The organism is Marininema halotolerans, assembly GCF_900116235.1.
GTDB classification, from domain to species: Bacteria; Bacillota; Bacilli; order Thermoactinomycetales; family DSM-45169; genus Marininema; species Marininema halotolerans.
This window is the reverse complement of sequence record NZ_FPAA01000004.1, coordinates 201,939-222,226: the sequence shown is the minus strand read 5'-3', so window position 1 is coordinate 222,226 and position 20,288 is coordinate 201,939. Positions and strand designations below refer to the sequence as shown.

Genomic DNA, 20,288 nt, shown 5'->3' with positions numbered 1-20,288 from the left:
CCTTGAATGCATACAATCGTAACACGAAACATTCTTCCTTAAACTGCGGCACCCTATTTAAACCAAAACTACCCACGCTTTTAAAACCTTCTAACCCCCCCATTGTACTTGCAGAAGTTACAGTGCAAGCTGCCGCAGGAAAAGCTAGGGTTTTTATAAATTACTCAAGCATCATTGTATTGAGTCAAATGGGTTCTAATGTTCAATTTGCTAATCAATATCGATTAGTAAGAAAGGGGATCACCATTAAAATACTAAAAGGATGGACCGTTTCTCAATTCGTTTCTAGAGAATTACCCTTTGAAGGTATTGAAGTCAATTCTAGTAGTGTTCCTTTTGTCGTTCAATATTGTGATTCACTACGCATCGATAAAGAGAGACCCCTTATTTATCAATTGCAGTTAGTGAGAGTGCTTGTGAACAATACGAAGTACAAGATAACAAATAAGAATTTAACCGGTTTATACACTAGCAATCAAGTGTGTTGATAAGCGGGAAGATGTTGGGAGCGTGTGGGGATTCAAGCAGATTCTCGGTTGACCCAATGGCAGGTTCGCGATGGATAGCCCCTCCGATAGGAAAGGATCGATGAACATGACCGCTAAGAGTGTTCACTCAACCATTGCTTGTGGTCAAGTATTTAACCCTTCGTTGCCTGCCTCCCTTAGAAAAGTAGATCCTCCTATTCCATTAGCTGAGTTAATCATCCATCAAGATTATATGCCTAAAAAAAAACTATAAATTTACAATTCTCTTCCTTTATATTTTCAGAACGTTCGATATCCAAAGCAGGTACTGGAAATATCACCTTATGTTTTAGGTTAACTAAACGTTTTCTTTATACTAAACAGGTATATCATTTACAGAACTACTTTTTTAATCGCAGAGTTATAACCGATGCTCTCATCAATCCCCTTCGCCTGATCGTCAACGAACCCGTCGACTATCAATTTTGTGATATCGTAATGCCTCATAAAAATAAACCATGTCCCATTAAGTATTGCTTTGAATTAGCCCAAGTCAGGCTTATATCCGCTTCCTATACGATATCCAATAAAGCCTTTACTGCAATCGTGTCCAAGAGCTAAATCGTATCATTAACGCAAGAATCACACACCATCAACAGACAAACGTTACTAACCACTCGCCCTCCTCCCCTTCAACTTGCAGTAAAGTTCAACTTAACTATTCAATGATTGAACGAACGCTGTGTAGCGCTCATACCAAACTTTCCATTCTTCTTTGGGAAAATCCATCACACGCCCCTCCAGTACTTCATAAAAAAGATCAAGGCATACATGCCATCCCGCAAGATCTTTTGGCGTATGGTTACTGAGGCTAGGAATCAATTCGTTTAAGGTTAAGTAGCACCCTTCATCCTTTGGATGCAACTCAAACCTCACCCAGCCTTCACCCCATTCATACTGAAGGTATGAAAACGCTTTGTAATCCAATATTCTCAGATCAAAAGAGTTACCTGTACCATCATTCATATTAAATTGAATCCTTCCATCTGGCTGCAACGCTTTGATTTCAAGATTAGGCATCCAGTTTTTCAATTCTTCATTCTGGGTCAGTGTCGTCCAAACCTTTTCGACAGGGTGATTTAGCAAACGATCGTACTTGGCGATATAACCGCGATCGACTTTCTCTACGACTGCTAACATGGATGAATCCTCCTCATCGAATCCAGTCCTTTCGTTTTAACTAGCAGGAACAATTGGTACACTATGAGAACCTTAATTAATTCCTGACGTAGGTTATAATGAAGCTCATTCTGACCATGGCTTCACTATATCACAGTACAGATTACCGTTAACACCTTCTACAATGCTGGGGATCTCTTACTATTACACATAAGAAAGAACCCTCAACACCAAGGGTGTCAAGGGTTCTTCGTTATTAGTAGAGAGACATATATTGTTCACGTTCCCAAGGATGAACTTGTGTCCGGAACATATCCCATTCGATCTCTTTTGCTTCAATGAAGTGTTCAACAGCATGCTCACCAAGGGCTTCGCGAATCACTTTGTTTTTCGCTAGCTCTTCAAGGGCTTCTTTCAGTGAAGATGGCAAGCTCTCAATTCCTGCTGCTTCGCGCTCATCTTCGTCCATGACGTAAATGTTGCGATCCGTTTCCTTCGGTACATTCAGCTGGTTCTTGATTCCATCAAGACCCGCCTTCAACATCACTGCCAAAGCAAGGTAAGGGTTGGCTGCTGGGTCTGGACTGCGAACCTCAATCCGAGTGGATACCCCACGAGAAGCTGGAACACGAACCAATGGACTACGGTTTTTCGGGGACCAAGCCACATAACATGGTGCCTCGTAACCCGGTACCAAGCGCTTGTAGGAGTTCACAAGTGGGTTCGTCAAAGCAGTAAAGGCCTTAGCATGTTTCAAGATCCCGGCAAGATATTGACGAGCGGTTTCGGAAAGACCCAACTCATCATGATCATCAAAGAACGCATTTTCATTTCCCCGGAATAGCGATTGGTGACAGTGCATACCCGAACCGTTCACACCAAAGAGTGGCTTTGGCATAAAGGTCGCGTGCAAACCGTAACGGCGTGCAATGTTTTTCACCACTAATTTGAAGGTTTGAATGTTATCCGCAGCGGTTAGCGCATTGGCATACTTAAAGTCAATCTCATGTTGACCCGGTGCCACTTCGTGGTGAGAAGCTTCCATTTCAAAGCCCATCCGCTCAAGGGTAACCACGATATCACGGCGACAGTTTTCACCGAGATCGAGTGGCGCCAAATCAAAGTAGCCACCTTTATCATTTAAATCCAGGGTAGGCTCGCCCTGTGCATCGGTTTTAAAGAGGAAAAATTCCGGCTCAGGACCTACATTGAAAGAAGTAAAGCCCATCTCTTCTGCTTCTTTCAATACTTTTTTCAAGATGCCCCGAGGATCCCCTGCGAAGGGTTGACCATCCGTATCATAAACATCACAGATTAATCCAGCCACACGAGAATCCTCTGTCCCGCCCCAAGGATAAACAATCCAGCTGTCCAAGTCAGGGTAGAGATACATGTCTGATTCTTCGATCCGCACAAAACCTTCGATGGAGGATCCGTCAAACATCATCTTGTTGTCCAACGCTTTAGAGAGTTGACCCTTTGGAATCTCCACGTTTTTGATCGTACCAAGCAGATCGGTAAACTGCAGGCGGATATACTCTACATTTTGTTCTTCGACCTGTTTTAAGATGTCTTCTTTAGTGAATTTTGACATGGACTTCTATCTCCCTTCGAGTTCGTGCATTCCGCAGTTTTTCCCACCTACGTCATCAATGAAAGAAACGAGATAATTCCCCTCGTAGTAGGTGACTTTGATTAGGACGAGCAGATAACTCCGAGAGTTGGCGCTTTAGTAATTTGTGCAATTCCGCCTCTGAAATCTCTGGTTTTTTTACCGTTTGAGGTGGAGTTGCTTCTGTAACAACGCCTTCCTTCTGCTCTTCTTTTTGTAACATCTCTTTTACGCCAGCGATGTTAACACCCTTCTCCATCAAATTTTTGATATGGAGGAGACGATCAACATCGTTGAACGAAAACAGCCGCTGATTGCCGTTTGTGCGAGCAGGACGAATCAACCCTTGCTGTTCGTAATATCGGACTTGCCTTGGGGTGAGTTCAGTCAATTTCTGCACGGTGCCCATCGAAAAAAGAGGCATATTCCGGCGAGTATCATCACGCATCAGCAGTGCCTCCTTCATCCAATCACATTCACGTTCTGTCCTCATTGTATTCATGTCAGGTTTCATTGTCAACGGGTGTAAGGAAATTTGACAAAATAAATGATGCCACCTTATAGATATACCCTACCGAAAGCGTTTTCACACCAGCCATTGCCTTGTTGAATTCATCATGATCAAAAGAAAAAAGCCACCTTAACGGTGGCACATGAACCAATCTCTTACGAAAATCATGAGACATCCCCATGACAATCTATCTACAACACCAACACAAGGAACCAGATGATCAATCCGGTCATTAACACTCCTTTAAACAAGACGCCTCCTAAAAAGCCGATCAGGGTACCATAGCCAATTTTTAATGCTTCTTCTATGCTCTTTTTCTGTAGCAATTCGACAAGAACGACCGCTACAAAGGGACCAATAATCATACCGATCGGACCAATAACCAGCCCAACAATTGCACCCACAATCGCCGCCCAAGTAGCGGCACGAGATCCGCCATATTTCCGAGCGGCAATTCCCCCGGCTACATAATCGACCACCATGATTACCACGGTGATCACCCCTGCGGTAATCCAAAAGGACCAGGGGATCACCCCTTTCCCCAACACCACATCATAGAGAGCAAAGCCACCCAGTAATAACAATGCATCAGGAAGAATTGGCAAAAATAATCCCGCAAATCCTAAAACAAAAAGAAGGATGATCATCGACCACCATACAATATCCATTGAGATCTGTTCACCTACGCTTCATAAGAATGAGAACCAGATAGGGACTTTCGTCGTTCAACAACTCGATCTAAAGCGGTTAAGATTCCGATTTTTACATGAGAATAAGTCAATCCACCCTGCATATAAGCACGATAAGGTGAACGCAGAGGACCATCTGCGGATAATTCAATACTAGCGCCCTGGACAAAGGTTCCTGCCGCCATAATGACAGGATCTTCATAGCCCGGCATCTGAGAAGGCTCTGGGCGCACATGGGCATCGACAGGAGATGCCGCTTGAATCCCTTGGCAAAAGTCGATCAAAGGCTCAGGACGACCAAATTGAATTAATTGAATGATATCGGTACGAGGGTCTTCCCAACGGGGTGTACTCAAAAAGCCTGCCGCTTCCAACATCGCCGCTGCATAGACCGCCCCCTTTAATGCCTCACCGACCACATGGGGAGCAAGAAAAAATCCCTGATAAAAGTCACGTAAGTATCCATGACTGGCTCCACCTTCAGCAAGAATACCAGGCGCTACTAAACGCGATGCCGCTCGGTCCACCCAGTTCTTCTTTCCTGCAATATAACCGCCTGACTTCGCTAACCCTCCACCCGGATTTTTAATTAGCGAACCTGCGATAAGATCGGCACCTACATGTGTAGGCTCTCGATCCTCTACGAACTCTCCATAGCAATTATCAACAAAAATTGCAGCCTGTGGAGAAATCCTACGGGCCTGTGCAATCATCGCTTCAATTTGATCGATGGAAAAAGAAGCCCTCTCTGCATATCCCCGTGAACGTTGAATCGCTATACAACGTGTCCGAGGCGTCACCGCCTGTTGGACTGCAGGCCAATCTACCTCACCATTCGATGTAAGGGAAATCGCTTGATAGGAAATCCCATAATCCGCAAGCGATCCTGAACCATCAGACTCTTGACCGATCACTTGATGCAGCGTGTCATAAGGGGCCCCTGTTATGTAGAGAAGTTCATCTCCAGGTCGAAGGATACCAAATAAACTAGCGGCTATTGCATGCGTTCCAGATGTGATATGGGATCGAAATAAGCATGTTTCTGCTCCAAACACCTCTGCCACAATGGTCTCGAGCGCCTCTCGCCCAAGATCGTCATAACCATAACCTGTCGAAGCAGCCAAATGGGCTTCAGAAACCCCCGCCCGTCGATACGCGGAAAGTAGCCGCCATTGATGCTCATCGACTTGCCTTTCAATGCGACGGAGTATGGGTGCAATTTTCCGCTCCGCTTCTTCTCCCCATGGTTGCAAAACATCTTCGTTCTGAAAAAATCGATACACGTTGACAACACCATTTCTACGATTAGTTTTTCTCTCTTACTTCACGAATACAAGCCTTGATCTCCGGTGACATCCGTTCATATCTTTTGCGTGGAAGACGAAATTGAAGGGTCATCGTCAAATCATTCACTTCCGAATGAAGGACTTCAGCAACTTCGTAGAGTTGAGAAATCATTTCTCCTCTATCCACTGGAATTTCTGCAGATCCAGCAATTTGTGCATCATAGAGAACCTGTGAAATTTTCTCTTTCAGTTTGATTAAATCATTTTCCTCGAAGGCGGAAATATGAACGGTTTCACCTTCAGCAGTAAGAAGTTCCTTGCTTTCCCGATCTCGCTTATTAAACACAGTGACCATGGGAACTTGCTCTGCAGAGAGATCCTTCAATACTTGGTGAACAGCGGTCATTTGCGATGCCGCTTCGGGATGACTCTGATCCACCACATGCAAGAGTAAGTCGGCTTCTTGTACCTGTTCTAAGGTGGACCGAAAGGCTGCGACTAAATGATGGGGCAGGTTGCGAATAAAACCAACGGTATCGGTCAAGAGAATCTTCTCTCCAGATGGCAACTCTAAAAAACGCGAGGTAGGATCCAATGTAGCAAATAACTGATCCTCCTCAAGAACCTCTGATCCAGTCAACCGATTTAACAAGGTAGATTTACCGGCGTTGGTATATCCCACTAAGGCCACTTGCACAATCTCCATCTTGCGCCGTCGGGATTGATGAAGTTGACGATGCTTACGAACTTGTTCCAAATCCCTTTTCAAATCATGGATACGACCCCGAATATGTCGACGATCCGTTTCAAGCTTTTTCTCCCCGGGACCACGCGTACCAATCCCTCCCCCTAAGCGAGAGAGTTGGGTTCCCTTACCGACAAGGCGAGGGTACATGTATTCCAATTGGGCCAGCTCGACTTGGAGGCTTCCCTCTTTGGTTTGTGCACGCATGGCGAAAATATCTAAAATCAACTGCGTCCGATCAATAATTTTACAGGGAATTCTTTCTTCCAAGCGAATTAACTGCCTAGGGGAGAGTTCCTGGTCAAAAACCACCAAATCAATCCCTTGATCCTCAACCAATGCGGAAATTTCATCCACTTTTCCTTTGCCGATCAGCCATGTAGCATCGTAATGATCGCGAACCTGAGTCACCCTTGCCATTGGAGTCGCCTTTGCAGTCTCTACCAAGCGTGCCAATTCATCAAGGGAAGAGTCCAGGTCCACATCGTCAGTTTTCAGCGAACAACCGACGAGCACCGCCCGTTCAATCGGATCCATCTCTTCGATAATGATTCATCCTCCTTGGAACATTTCCTTGCATTATTTAATTCCATTATACCACGAATAGGCAGCAGAATTCCCAGACGTACTCGCAGGGAAACGAATATCCTCAGAGGTTAAGGTCATCAAGTCTTCCCGAGAAATATACCGTGAATCAAGAAGTCGAACTGCCTGGTGACGAATCGCCTGCTCCACGATATTGCGTACATAGCGAGCATTCCCGAAGGAATCCTTAGAGGAACGACTGGCTTCTGCCAAATGATTGGCCAATTTTTCGCGTGCGGGAACGGAAAATCGATACTGTCTTGCTTTCACCATCCCATCAGCAATTTGAGTTAGCTCGTTTAGCGAGAAATCCGAAAAACTTAACCGAATGGGAAAGCGCGAAGGAAGTCCTGGATTGGAACGGATAAATCGCTCCATTTCGGCTGGATAACCCGCCAAAATGAGCACAAACCCATTCTTATGATCTTCCATCGATTTGACAAGGGTATCGATTGCCTCCTTGCCAAAATCCTTGTCACCTCCACGGGATAAGGCATACGCTTCATCAATAAAGAGAATTCCGCCTAGGGCCTGCTTAACATGTTCCCTCGTTTTCTGGGCTGTATGACCAATGTACTCCCCAACTAAGTCCGCCCTTTCCACTTCAACAAGATGGCCCTTCTCCAGGACATTCATCTCTTTGAGCATCCGCCCCATAATTCGTGCCACCGTGGTCTTTCCTGTACCCGGATTCCCCTCGAAAATCATATGGAGCACCTGACTATCTGTCGTTAAGCCCGCCGCTGTTCTCCGCCGGCTAACAGCCAGCCATGCATAAATTTCATGAATAAAGGATTTCACCTTGGAAAGACCCACTAAACTTTCTAGCTCATTAAGACACCGCTTAAGAGGCAGGTGTTCTTCTTCTCTCATGGGATCTGTCTGTTGCCCACTCGTATCCCAATTTCGTTTTTTACGCGGGCTATGATCGAGCACCACTTGAATCCGACGCGTTTCCTGGGTAATTACGCGGTTGGCCATATCAGTCACCTCTTCGCGAAATCGCTGCCCTATGTATACGCAGGAGCCCAGGTTTTGGTGAAGACATGGAAAAACCAAGTGGTGTCCACTTGGTTTTAGCCTTCTTTATTGGATTCTTCGTTAGACATCAAAGATACTGCCCTCGCCGGAGTGAATGTGGAGATCGCATGTTTATAGACCATTTGTTGTTTTCCATCACTGTCGATCACGATCGTAAAATTATCAAAGCCCCGCACAACACCACGTAACTGAAAACCGTTAACGAGATAAATGGTGACGGGAACCGATTCTTTACGAATCTGATTGAGGAACGTATCTTGGATGTTGATCGATTGCTTCAACGTTTCGTACCTCCTATGTACATTTTGGCATTAGTTTACTCTATTCTTTGTAGAGAGGGAACTTTCCTGCTACGTGTCGATGAATTTCTCTGGCAAAGCCCTTCTCCGATACATCCACCCAATGAATTTCCGGTAAGCGCCGAAACCAGGAGAGTTGTCGTTTCGCATACTTTCGAGTCCCCTGCTGAATCAAATCCACCGCTTTTTCAAGACGACATTCACCCTCTAAATATAGCATTAACTCCTTGTAGCCTAAAGCCTGCATTGAAGTATGTTCCCGTGTATATCCCATTTCACGTAGGCGCATCACTTCTTCAAGTAACCCTTCCTCCATCATCTGCTCCACCCGTTGATTAATTCGATCATAGAGTCGTTCACGGGGCATGGTAAGTCCAATCCAGATCATTCGATATGGGGATGGTCCACGTTGTTGGACTTCTGCCAAGGTTTTTCCTGACTCCTTGATGATCTCCAAGGCACGAATGACGCGCCTGCGATCATTGGGATGAAGTCGGGCTGCAGCTTGTTCATCCTTTCTTGCCAGGAGTTGATGAAGTGCTTCATGCCCCTTCTCATCTGCCCATTGATTCATCTCGGCTCGAAAGACAGGATCTTCTTTCACATCGGGAAGTTGATACCCGTGGGTCACCGATTGAATATAAAGACCCGTCCCTCCAACAATCATCGGTAAGTGGTCCTTCCCTTGAACCTGGGTAATCGTCTGACGTGCTAACCGCTGAAATTCATCCACAGAAAACGCCTCATCCGGATCCTTTAAATCAATGAGATGATGAGGAACCTGAGCGCGTTCCTCTGGCGTCGCCTTCGCTGTTCCGATATCCATGTAACGATAGACCTGCATTGAATCCCCCGAGATGATCTCACCAGCAAATTCATGGGCTAGCTCAAGACTCAGTGCGGTTTTTCCTACCGAAGTGGGACCGACAATAACAAGGAGGTCACCCCCCACATTCTTTGATGCCAAAGGCATGATTGGAGGCCTCCTTTTCAATCTGAAATCCGAGCCGCTCAAATTCCCCGCTCATCTTCCGCTCTTTAAGAACAACTCGTCGTTTCGCCACACGACAAGCCTCATTTACAGCCACTGGATCAAGGGGCGCTGGATTGGCAAGTGTTTTTAAAGCCTGAACACCCGAGGAGCGGGTAACGGTTTGGCGAAACATCGGATCAAAGAGGACAATATCAAAACTGTTCTCCTCCGCATCATGTAAAAACTGACGATAGTCCGCCTGACATACCTCGACGCGATGCATCGCCTCCAGTAAACGTGGAGATTCTAGCGGATAATTTGTTAACCCATAAGAGACTAAGGAGGCGATCACTGACTGACTCTCGAGTCCCGTCACTTCACCGTGCTTTCCCACCACATGGGCGGCAACAATTGCATCCGAACCGAGGCCCAATGTGCAATCGAGCACCCGATCTCCCTTTTGAATCCCACTCGCTTCAATCAAAGCATCTTTGCCCCCACGTGCGAGCGCCTTCACCCGCACCGCCGCCATATTGGGATGGAAGAAAAAATGCCTACCGGATTGGTCTTGCCACTTGGCTCCTTCTGGACCCACAATCACCGCTTCATTCAGACCACTCTCTTGAAACATCCGTTCCAAAGATAATCCATCCCGTGGAAGATAAGGAGCCGAAAGTGTTTCAGCAAACACCTTTGCCGATTTCTCCACTTCTTCCTTCCCCTTACGGGATGTCGTTACAAATACCATTACATCACCCGTTTAAACATTTTCTCTATCTCATAGGTAGAAAAGTGAATGGAAATGGGACGCCCATGTGGACAAGTATAGGGCGTTTCACAATCCCGTAATTGATTGATTAGGCTTTCCATCTCTTCCCGCCGCAGATGACGATTGGCTTTGATCGCTGCTTTACAAGCCATCATCTTCGCCCCATCATCCAATAAATTCGCCCGATCGACTCGCTTCCCAGACTTCATCCAATCCACCATTTCGCGAATGAAGGACTCTTCCTCTCCTTCAGGAAGCCACCGAGGATGGGAGCGAATCAAAAAGGTCGTGGTCCCAAAGGGGGAAATCTCCACCCCTAGGTCCTCCAACTCTGGCATTCGTTGACGAATGCTCTCGGCTTCCCCTGGCGTACATTCAATGGTAATCGGTAGTAATAGCGGCTGTTGTTCCTGATCCTTCTCCTGTAATCGACGAAAAAACATTTCATAATAGATTCGCTCATGGGCGGCGTGCTGATCCATAATATAAAATCCATCCTCGGCTTGAGCCAGGATATAAGTCCCATGAACCTGCGCCAAAGGGACAAGATCAGAGGGAATCCCTGACCCTTGATTCTTCTTCCCAGAATCAGGGATGGGAGGTTGAAAAGACCGAGAGGGTTGGTCCTGGTCAATCACCGATTCCCCTCGGAGGGCCTTTCGTCTCAAATCACTCGGCTCATCCGCCGTCGATTCCTTAGGTGAAGGCGTCGGGGAAGAATGTGAACCCATTGTTGCTTGATCTCTCGGGTTCCCATAAACACGTGGCGTCTCATGGACAGAAGGCTTCCCCCCTCGATCAACATCGCTTTCCCAAGACCAAGAAGGCTTTTTTCTTTCCGGTTCAGAAACCACCGTCTTTTCCAACGCAAGGCGATCTTGAATCGGCCTTGTAACCGATCGTTCACGGGGGGCCTTCGCCTCAGGAATTAATACCTGTTGACGAAAGAGTTGTTTCATCTCCTCCTCGATTAAACGACACAACTCCTTCTCCTTCGATAAACGGACTTCTAACTTCGCAGGATGAACATTCACATCGACTAACTTCGGGTCCATTTCAATCGAGAGAGTGGCAATGGGATAACGCCCGATCGGAAGCAAGGTATCGTATGCACGTAACACGGATTGTACAAGTGGGATGCTACGAATAAAACGTCCGTTAATCACGGTCGAGATATAGGATCGATTGGCACGGGTGATCTCAGGCCGGATAATCATCCCTTTCACTGAGAAGTCCATATCCTCAGCTGTAACATTTAATGCTTGGCGAGCCACCTGCTTACCATAGAGCGCATGAATCACATGCAGCAATTTTCCATCGCCTGGTGCACGAAATAGTTCTCTCCCATTATGGATGAGGAGAAAAGAGACATCGGGATGAGCCAATGCTATGCGTCCGATACTGTCAGCAACATGGCTAACCTCAGTGTTGACGGTTTTTAAATACTTCAAACGAGCAGGCGTATTAAAGAATAACTCCTCGACTCGAACTTCCGTTCCTTGGGAACGTACCGTATCCTCAATCGAAAGGGACTTTCCCCCTTCCATCCGAACACAAGTCGCAGCTTCTCCCTCTTCCGTTGAAGTGGTTAGGGTCAAGCGAGAGACAGAGGCGATACTCGGAAGGGCTTCTCCGCGAAATCCGAGAGAGCGAATCGAAAATAAATCTCGCTCCCGTCTAATTTTACTCGTAGCATGTCGTTCAAAGGCGCGCACTGCATCCTCCCGATCCATTCCATGCCCATTATCCGACACATTGATGGAGCGAATCCCCCCCTCTTCGATCGCCACTTGAATCCGATCAGCCCCTGCATCGAGGGAATTTTCCACCAGTTCCTTTACAACGGAAGCCGGTCGTTCTACAACTTCCCCCGCGGCGATCTGATTGGCCAGGTTATCGTCGAGAATCCGAATCTTCCCCATTCATACCGCCTCCTCAGGATTACCCCTTTAAGCTTCGTTGTAACTCCTGCAGGAACTGAAGGGATTCCAACGGAGTGTGATTCATAACATCCCAATCGCGTAGGGATGTCATCGCTTTTCGTTCCCCTTCCGAATATGAATCCTCTTTGGTGACTGCCGCCTCATATTGGAAGAGATTTAGTTGATGCGAAGTGGGCAACCCCATTTCTTCATCACGGGTTGTTGATTCTAATCCATGTAGAATCTCTTGTGCACGTTGGATCACCTCACGAGGCAATCCTGCCAGTTGAGCAACATGAATTCCGTAACTTCGATCAGCCCCACCCTCTTCAATCTTGTGCAAAAAGACGACTTCTCCATCTTTTTCCACACAACGAGCATTGACATTCACAACACGATCGAGATCTCCAGCGAGTGCAGTTAATTCATGGTAGTGGGTCGAAAAGAGAGTTTTTGCCCCTACATGATCATGGATGTACTCAACAATCGCCTGGGCCAATGCCATCCCATCGTAGGTGGAAGTACCTCTTCCCACCTCATCTAACAAAATTAAACTACGGGAGGTAGCTTGTCCTAAGGCTTGCCGAGTCTCATCCATCTCCACCATAAAGGTACTTCGTCCGCCTACCAGATCATCGGCGGCACCGATGCGGGTAAAGATGCGATCAACAATTCCAATAACCGCTTGTTTCACCGGGACAAATGATCCCATTTGAGCCATCAAGGTAATCAGTGCTGATTGACGCATGTAGGTACTTTTCCCAGCCATATTGGGGCCAGTAATTAACAATACCTGGCGGTGCTTCTGATCTAACAAGAGGTCATTTGAAATAAAACGCTCACCCACTGCTGCTTCAACGACAGGATGACGACCCCCTTCAATGAATAGCGTATCATCGCTTTGAATTCGGGGACGAACGTAATGATAACGATCCGCAACCACGGCCAAGGAGTGAAGAACATCCACCTGCGCCACCTGTTCAGCCAAACGTTGAATCCTTGCAATTTCTTTGGCAATGGATTCCCTTACTTCCACGAAAAGTCGATACTCCATCTCAACCGACTTCTCCTCTGCTGTGAGAATTTGCCGCTCCCTCTCTTTCAACTCAGGAGTCACAAATCGCTCGGCGTTCGCAAGCGTTTGTTTCCGCTGATATCGGTCCTCTGGAATCAGCTTCAAGTTCGCCCGTGTCACTTCGATATAGTAGCCAAAAATTTTGTTAAACCCAACCTTAAGGGAGCGGACTCCTGTCGCTTGCCGTTCCCTTTGCTCGAGCTGGGAGATCCATGAGCGTCCTTCCTGTTGAATGGTACGCAATTCATCTAAGGAATGATCATAGCCCTCTTGAATCATGCTCCCTTCTTTAATGGAGAGGGGAGGTTCTTCAACGATCGAGGACGAGATTTGTTCGACGATATCATCGCAGCCATCCATCCCAAAGGCCAATTGGCTCAAGAAAGGAGATGCTGTCATCGCAAGTTTCTCCTTCAATGCGGGTACTGCCTCTAACGACTTCCGCAATGCATGAAGATCCCGTCCATTTGCAGAACCATAGGCGATCCGAGCGCAGAGTCGCTCTAAATCATATACACCCCGCAATCCATCACGAATCTCCTCTAGAGCGAGGAGATCCTCTACAAACGCTTGGATCGCTCCTTGGCGATCTTCTATACGCTTTTGATCTAATAAGGGCTTGTCTAACCATTTTTTAAGCAGTCGACTTCCCATCGCCGTCGCCGTTTGATCCAACAACCATAGAAGCGACCCTTTCTTTTGCCCTTCTCGCAAGGTGGTCGTCAACTCTAAATTCTGCCGCGCCGCCGTATCCAAAATCATGTATTGCCCTGCATCATATCGTTCCAACCGATTCATGTGAGCCATCGCTCGTTTTTGCGTCTGTTGAAGATAGGTATGAAGAAGACCGGCTACTTCAAGCAACACCGGCGACGCATAAGCTTCTTCACATCCTGGAAACTGTTGATCCAACGCTGCTGCCATCTCAGCCGCAGATGGGAGCCCCTCCGTCTGTAAACTGGTTAAAATCGAGCCCAGTCGGTCTTGTACTTCCTTGACAAAGGATTCGTTCTCCCCTAACGGTGAAGGAACCAACACTTCTTTTGGTGAAAAAGCAGCCAGTTCATCAATCACCGCCATGGTAGAACCTGACCGTTCTGTAAGATAGAATTCCCCAGTCGAAAGGTCAGCGGTAGCAATTGCATAATGGTCTTCACGCTTAGTCACGGCTGCTAAAAAATTATTTTCCTTCTCGGCAAGCATCTTTTCTTCCATGACCGTACCCGGCGTGATCACCCTTACAACTTCCCGTTTAACAACCCCTTTAGCCTGGGAAGGATCCTCTACTTGTTCGCATAAAGCCACTTTATGTCCTTTTTCAATTAGCCGACCGATGTATACATCCGCCGCATGATGCGGAACCCCACACATCGGGATTCGTTCCTTCGCACCACCATCACGACCCGTCAGTGTCAGTTCTAAGACTTCCGAGGCGCGTTTTGCATCTTCAAAAAAAAGTTCGTAAAAATCACCTAAACGAAAAAATAAAAAGGCATCTTCATATTCTGCCTTAATCGATAGATACTGCTGTATCATCGGAGTGTAATTGGACACGGTTCCAGCCCCTCCGAGTTCTTTTTTTCTTTTTCAAACCATCGTTTAACATTCTACCATGGCCCCGAAAAGGGAACAAGCCGCCCCACCGTTATTTAACGGCGATAGGGCGGCAATTTCCATGAGATTCGAAAATCTTTTGATTCGTCCCAGGTCGTTCCCGAAAAAAGGTAACTTGCTAAGGAATCTAAGTAGTTTTTATAAGTCTTATATTCAGGAAGAAGCGTCAGTTCCTCCCACAGTCGAACCGCACGATCCTGCAATTCTTCCTTTTGACCTTCGTAATAGGCTTTCTGTACCGATACATCAACCAAATCCGTTGCAGTAAGCTCTGGATAGCGTGCGGCAATTAATTGCCCCGCCGCTAACACCCCTTTGCTTAACGTCGGTGATATCAGCCAACTGGGTAATGTCCGGTATTCAAATCCACCGTGAAATTGCGGACGAAAATCCCCAAGAAATCCGTATTTAGGGCGGCGACCAATTCCTCGCCGATCTTCAACCAGCACCATCGGAAGTGCTAGATAATGGTCCAATGCACGCAGTAGTTTAAAGTTAAGGGTAATTCCACTGAAATGAATATGACCGCCTAAAGGAAATTGATGATGGGGAAGAGCGCCGGCCAACCATTGAATATTGGATTCACTTACCCTGCGCGTAGCCATCATCATCCCTCGATAGAGACGGATTACGAGCTCTCGCGGATCAGTTGTGGGCTCTGGACGTAATTCCACCAATGGTTTTTTCATGCGATTCTGCCCATGCCAGATTGCATCACAACCCACACGGCCACGCCTTGGAAAGTATTTAGACGCCATGACAAGTCGACCATTACTATGTCGCATCATAAATTCCGGATCTGCCCCTAGGGTGACTCGCTTTAAATCCACCGCCGCATGAGGAATTTGGCACACATACTCTCGCACTGCTTGGATATAAGCCGACTCCATCTCTTTGTTTAATTTTGGAGCTGGATTGACATCCATAATGGCGAGTTGATTCCCTTCCTGCACCGCCACCCTCACTAGACCATAGTCCAAGCCAAGTGCATATAACGCTCGAATGGCTAACGTGCGTACGCGACGCACTTCTCTTCCCTGCTCCTCGGAAGCCACTCGAATCACTTGATTGGATGCGTTTTTCTGTCCCCGTGCAAGCCATGCCTTTCGAGAACGCGTCCGATACGTGAGTAACACATGGGTTTGAAAAATACAGATCAGATATTGTTTAAGATAATTAGATTTATCAGTTGTTTTGATCCCATGAACCGCTAAACATTCACACATTTTTTCACGTGAAGTCGTATTAGCAACCGCTTTTTCGTCATTTAGGACCCGCATCGGAGTTGCAATGGAGGATGGGGTACCCTCAAGGTGGATGGACGGGGCAAGGGTCTGCTCCGGGGTAACCACCTGATCACTGACGTCCCGGCTGTTCGCGGTTGTGTCGAAGATCAGGTCGTAGGATTCCATATCAATCCCCTTCCCGTGTAATTTTCAACTTTGATATGATATGTTGCTCATCCCAAGAGGGTACACGCGGAAAAAGAAAAAGGAGGCGTTGGGCCTCCGTTCTTTACCGCTTTAAAATTGTAATGCAATCAGTCATCCAGATCGTCAATGACCATGTTGGGGTCTAAGTCCTCAAAGTCGATATCATCGGTTTCGTAATCATCCGAACCCGCCTTATCCGCCCAATCATCCCCATCCCCCGGTGCGACAAGGATATTTACCTTGGTTTCCCCAACCATCTCCACATAAAATTCCTTTTCGACTCGCACCAATACCGTACCGTTTTCCGATATGGTGGCTTCAATGCAATTCGGTGGTTGAGTCGCCACCGCATGCACCTCTGCCGTCCCTTCCCTTACGTTACTGTCAAAATAACTGAGCTCAACAGGTACATTGTATCGGACCGTTTGGTTCGAGACTTCAGTCTTCGTATTGCGATTTTGCGAAAACCAGATATTGATGTCATAGCTACCTGTCACTTCCATGGCGTCACCGATGCGTGTAGCGTCATATTGATGATTGATGATCCAGCAACCTAAAATACTGGAAATATTATCGGGTGGCTGGATGGAGTGCGTTGTCTGGGAGAACTTACGGCCTTTGCCGGTGACTGCTTTCGTGATAATTTGGCGGGTTTGTATACCGCTATCTGTAATTGACACGAGGCTCCCTCCTCCAAACAGATCGTTCACTCAAGTGTATGCAGGGCAGGAGTCCAGGGTGTCAAAAAAACTACGAGATTTACAGGGTTTTTTCTAGCGAGGGTAAACCCGCCTCAATTACAGCCACAAGCGCCGCCACTTCCACAACCGCCACCTGTTTCTCCACCCGTTTCAATCTCTAGTTTTTCAGAAACGACATCGGCTACAATCTTTTGAATGGTTTGTAAGAGGTCATTCACTTCCACTTGGGACTGTTGATACTCACGAACAATCGGCAATGACTCCATCCGATTTTGCAGTGTATCCAACTCCTCTTCCAGTTGGCGAATATATTCAGTTTTATGATACGCCTTCGCATGAACCAGTTCTTTTTGTTTTCGTTTAATCTCATCAATCAAGCCATTTACGGTGTCGCTTTTTTGAACCTGGCTCTCTGCTAAGCGAAATCGTATGATTTCCTCCGTCGCTAACAATTTTTCACCAAACAGCGTCGCATGTTGGAGAACTGGGTGACTACTTTGCAATTCCATCGCCATATTAACCTCCCACTTGTCCTACCTGTACCTCTCCTACAAGGGTACCAGACAACGTCCAAGTTTTTGGCTCATCGATTCGCACCTGAACAAATTGACCGATCAAGTGCTTTGGTGCACGGAAATTCACCAGTTTATTCGCTCGTGTCCGTCCGGATAGAACCTCAGGATTTTTCTTGCTCTCCCCTTCAACCAGCACTTCAATAATTTGTCCTCGTAATTCTTCATTTTTACGACGACTGATGGTCTCTTGAAGACGGTTCAAGCGTTGGAGACGCTCTTTCTTCACTTCCATCGGTACATCATCCTTCATTTTTGCTGCAGGTGTACCTTCCCGTGGAGAGTAAATAAAGGTGAAAGCCGCGTCATATTCTATTTCTTCCATCAAGGATAAGGTGTCTTTGAACTGTTCTTCCGTCTCACCAGGGTAACCGACAATAATGTCCGTTGTGAGTGCCACATCAGGAATTTTGTTTTTGATTCGACGCACTAGATCACTATATTGTTCACGCGTATACTTACGCGCCATAATCTTCAAGATATCACTATTACCTGATTGGGCCGGCAAATGAATATGCTCCACTAGATTTCCTTTATGAGCGAGCACATCAATCAAATGGTCGTCAAAGTCACGAGGATGACTCGTTGTAAAACGAATGCGTGGAATGCCAATTTGCCGAACATCATCCATTAAATCTCCAAAACGATACTCACGTTCAGCAAAGTCTTTACCATAGGCATTTACATTCTGTCCGAGAAGCGTCACCTCTTGATAGCCTTTTCGCGCCAATTCACGCACTTCCGCTAACACATCTTCCGGTCGACGACTTCTCTCCTTCCCTCGTGTATAAGGCACGATGCAATAGGTACAAAATTTATCGCATCCATACATAATGTTGACCCATGCTTTAAGACCGTCTTCCCTCACCTTCGGCAAGTTTTCAACGATGTCTCCCTCTTTCGACCATACCTCTACCACCATCTCTTTCCCCATTAACGCTTCAAAAAGTAATTGGGGCAGACGATGGATATTGTGTGTTCCAAAAATTAGATCCACATGCTGATGCTTTGTTAGAATGCGGTTCACAACACTTTCCTCTTGGGACATACACCCGCACATCCCGAGGACAACTTCTGGTTTTTCCGTCTTTAGCGCCTTAAGACGGCCGACTTCCCCATAAACTTTATCCTCCGCATTCTCCCGAATCGCGCAGGTATTGATTAGAATGACAGCCGCTTCTTCATCCTTATCGGTTGCCTCGTAACCCATCTGTTCCAATATCCCTGCCATCGTCTCACTATCGTGAACATTCATCTGGCAGCCAAAGGTTCGAATTAAATATTTTTTCCCGGCCCCGATTCCCTTCATTTCAGGAGGGATCGTATCAAACTCCAATACTGAAATTTCTTCCTTCCCCCGCTTTTTCGCCGCTTTTAAATCCGGTGGATTAAAATATTTACGCATGCTTTCATCCATCTATAATTCATCCCTTTCTGCTCAGGGTATCGATTGATCATCCATAATTCTTTATTATAAACGATGGGTGCATCCCGTTCAATGAGATCCATCCCCTTCATTCATGATGTATGCACCTAAAACAAAAGAAAAACCCCTTGAGTAGACAATAACGACTCAAGGGAAAGACGAATGTTCCGATCCGATATGCTTATAAAATACCTAATTTTTGCCCTGCTCGACCAAAGGCTTCTAGTGCGGTTTCCAGATCCTCCATCGAATGAGCAGCGGTGACAATCGTCCGAACACGTGCTTGATTACGTTGCACTGTGGGGAAAGCAATCCCCTGTGCATAGACCCCTTCTTTCAGGAGCTCATCAGAAAACTTCATGGCTAATGCATCTTGACCGACGATCACAGGCGTAATCGGTGTATCGCTTTTTCCCGTATTAAAACCCAGTTTAGTCAATCCTTCTTTAAACATGCGCGTATTGCTCCATAACTTCTCGATTAACGCTGGCTCTTCTTTCAATACTTGGATCGCCGCTTGACAAGCTGCTGTAACCGCTGGAGGGTGTGAGGTACTAAACAAGAAGGGACGAGCGCGATGGATGAGGTAATCACGAAGAACAGCAGGTCCAGCAACATAACCACCCAGCACGCCAACAGCCTTGGATAGTGTACCGACTTGGATATGGACACGGCCGTTTAAATCAAAATGATCAACGGTTCCTCGTCCGTTCCGACCCATCACCCCACTGGCATGGGCATCGTCCACCATCACTAAGGCATCGTATTTTTCTGCAAGTTCTACAATCTCAGGTAACAGCGCGACATCTCCGTCCATACTAAAGACGCCATCCGTCACAACTAAACGCGTACGAGCATTTTGCGTCTCCTTTAATGCCGCCTCCAAATCCTCCATATCGCTATGCTGATAAATCCGACGACCCGCCTTTGTAAGACGAATCCCATCAATGATGCTTGCATGATTGAGGGCGTCACTAATGACGACATCTTCTTCGGTCAAAATAGTTGCAAGAACTCCGACGTTAGCAGTAAAACCCGATTGGAAAACCAACGCCGCTTCCGTATGTTTAAATTCTGCCAGCTCCCGTTCAAAAGCTTCATGCATAGAAAAGGTCCCGGCAATCGTCCGTACGGAACCTGTTCCCGCACCAAAACGTTCGACGGCTTCGAGTGCTGCACGCTTTACACGAGGATGGGTGGTTAATCCTAAGTAGTTGTTTGAAGAGAGCTGAATCACTTCTCTCCCATCAATTACCACCCGAGCGCCTTGATCCGATTCAAGTTCTGTCAACGGTCGGTAAGCACCCGCATTTTTCCATTCCTGAATTTCATTTTCTAGATACTCAAAACCCTTCATAGCCTTTCCCCCTATAAAGATATCAGCCATGG

The 20,288-nt window shown here is 46.6% G+C and carries 19 protein-coding genes; 2 read left to right on the top strand and 17 right to left on the bottom strand.

What is annotated here, in order from left to right; all coding sequences use genetic code 11:
• Nucleotides 1-2 precede the first annotated feature (2 nt).
• Both CHX35_RS06860 and CHX35_RS17470 read left to right on the top strand, forming a co-directional pair.
• Nucleotides 3-488 carry a hypothetical protein gene (locus CHX35_RS06860; RefSeq protein WP_091835926.1) on the top strand — a complete coding sequence of 162 codons (486 nt, stop codon included), beginning with the start codon at nucleotides 3-5 and terminating at the stop codon, nucleotides 486-488.
• A gap of 106 nt (nucleotides 489-594) precedes the next feature.
• Nucleotides 595-741: a hypothetical protein gene (locus tag CHX35_RS17470; protein WP_176391942.1), complete on the top strand. Its 147-nt coding sequence runs from the start codon at nucleotides 595-597 to the stop codon at nucleotides 739-741.
• Between the two features lie 440 nt (nucleotides 742-1,181).
• Here CHX35_RS17470 and CHX35_RS06855 read toward each other — a convergent pair whose 3' ends face one another.
• The 17 genes from CHX35_RS06855 to CHX35_RS06775 all read right to left on the bottom strand — a co-directional run bounded on the left by CHX35_RS06855 (nucleotide 1,182) and on the right by CHX35_RS06775 (nucleotide 20,256).
• A complete protein-coding gene (locus CHX35_RS06855; protein WP_091835923.1) occupies nucleotides 1,182-1,667 on the bottom strand; it encodes an SRPBCC family protein in 486 nt (161 codons plus the stop codon).
• Nucleotides 1,668-1,902: 235 nt separating this feature from the next.
• The gene (glnA, locus tag CHX35_RS06850) at nucleotides 1,903-3,240 is read right to left on the bottom strand and encodes a type I glutamate--ammonia ligase (RefSeq protein ID WP_091835920.1); all 1,338 of its coding nucleotides are present in this window, start codon (nucleotides 3,238-3,240) and stop codon (nucleotides 1,903-1,905) included.
• A gap of 55 nt (nucleotides 3,241-3,295) precedes the next feature.
• Entirely contained in the window at nucleotides 3,296-3,706 is a 411-nt protein-coding gene (locus CHX35_RS06845; RefSeq protein WP_091835917.1) for a MerR family transcriptional regulator, read from the bottom strand.
• 254 nt (nucleotides 3,707-3,960) lie between these two features.
• A complete protein-coding gene (locus CHX35_RS06840) occupies nucleotides 3,961-4,437 on the bottom strand; it encodes a DUF456 domain-containing protein (protein ID WP_091835914.1) in 477 nt (158 codons plus the stop codon).
• 14 nt (nucleotides 4,438-4,451) lie between these two features.
• The gene (locus tag CHX35_RS06835; protein WP_091835911.1) at nucleotides 4,452-5,741 is read right to left on the bottom strand and encodes a methionine gamma-lyase family protein; all 1,290 of its coding nucleotides are present in this window, start codon (nucleotides 5,739-5,741) and stop codon (nucleotides 4,452-4,454) included.
• A gap of 22 nt (nucleotides 5,742-5,763) precedes the next feature.
• Nucleotides 5,764-7,026 carry a GTPase HflX gene (hflX, locus tag CHX35_RS06830; protein ID WP_091835909.1) on the bottom strand — a complete coding sequence of 421 codons (1,263 nt, stop codon included), beginning with the start codon at nucleotides 7,024-7,026 and terminating at the stop codon, nucleotides 5,764-5,766.
• Nucleotides 7,027-7,068: 42 nt separating this feature from the next.
• Complete coding sequence (locus tag CHX35_RS06825) at nucleotides 7,069-8,055, bottom strand: AAA family ATPase (RefSeq protein WP_091835905.1); 987 nt, start codon at nucleotides 8,053-8,055, stop codon at nucleotides 7,069-7,071.
• Between the two features lie 95 nt (nucleotides 8,056-8,150).
• On the bottom strand, nucleotides 8,151-8,396 hold the full coding sequence (gene hfq / locus CHX35_RS06820) for an RNA chaperone Hfq (protein ID WP_091835901.1): 246 nt from the start codon (nucleotides 8,394-8,396) through the stop codon (nucleotides 8,151-8,153).
• Nucleotides 8,397-8,436: 40 nt separating this feature from the next.
• Nucleotides 8,437-9,387, bottom strand: coding sequence for a tRNA (adenosine(37)-N6)-dimethylallyltransferase MiaA (miaA, locus tag CHX35_RS06815; RefSeq protein WP_091835898.1), 951 nt, complete (start codon nucleotides 9,385-9,387; stop codon nucleotides 8,437-8,439).
• Nucleotides 9,356-10,135 carry a class I SAM-dependent methyltransferase gene (locus CHX35_RS06810; protein ID WP_091835895.1) on the bottom strand — a complete coding sequence of 260 codons (780 nt, stop codon included), beginning with the start codon at nucleotides 10,133-10,135 and terminating at the stop codon, nucleotides 9,356-9,358. Before CHX35_RS06810 ends, miaA begins: the two co-directional genes overlap by 32 nt.
• Nucleotides 10,135-12,078, bottom strand: coding sequence for a DNA mismatch repair endonuclease MutL (gene mutL, locus CHX35_RS06805; RefSeq protein WP_091835893.1), 1,944 nt, complete (start codon nucleotides 12,076-12,078; stop codon nucleotides 10,135-10,137). The genes CHX35_RS06810 and mutL overlap by 1 nt, the downstream gene beginning before the upstream one ends.
• Before the next feature lie 19 nt (nucleotides 12,079-12,097).
• The gene (mutS, locus tag CHX35_RS06800; protein ID WP_091835890.1) at nucleotides 12,098-14,707 is read right to left on the bottom strand and encodes a DNA mismatch repair protein MutS; all 2,610 of its coding nucleotides are present in this window, start codon (nucleotides 14,705-14,707) and stop codon (nucleotides 12,098-12,100) included.
• A 95-nt stretch (nucleotides 14,708-14,802) separates the two neighbouring features.
• On the bottom strand, nucleotides 14,803-16,179 hold the full coding sequence (locus CHX35_RS06795) for a putative amidoligase domain-containing protein (protein ID WP_091835887.1): 1,377 nt from the start codon (nucleotides 16,177-16,179) through the stop codon (nucleotides 14,803-14,805).
• Between the two features lie 128 nt (nucleotides 16,180-16,307).
• Entirely contained in the window at nucleotides 16,308-16,880 is a 573-nt protein-coding gene (gene cotE, locus CHX35_RS06790; RefSeq protein WP_091835884.1) for an outer spore coat protein CotE, read from the bottom strand.
• A 113-nt stretch (nucleotides 16,881-16,993) separates the two neighbouring features.
• Nucleotides 16,994-17,416 (bottom strand): YlbF family regulator, encoded by a 423-nt coding sequence (locus tag CHX35_RS06785; protein WP_091835881.1) that lies wholly within the window; start codon nucleotides 17,414-17,416, stop codon nucleotides 16,994-16,996.
• Nucleotide 17,417: 1 nt separating this feature from the next.
• Complete coding sequence (gene miaB, locus CHX35_RS06780; protein WP_091835878.1) at nucleotides 17,418-18,890, bottom strand: tRNA (N6-isopentenyl adenosine(37)-C2)-methylthiotransferase MiaB; 1,473 nt, start codon at nucleotides 18,888-18,890, stop codon at nucleotides 17,418-17,420.
• 190 nt (nucleotides 18,891-19,080) lie between these two features.
• Nucleotides 19,081-20,256: a glycine C-acetyltransferase gene (locus tag CHX35_RS06775; RefSeq protein WP_091835875.1), complete on the bottom strand. Its 1,176-nt coding sequence runs from the start codon at nucleotides 20,254-20,256 to the stop codon at nucleotides 19,081-19,083.
• Nucleotides 20,257-20,288 lie beyond the last annotated feature (32 nt).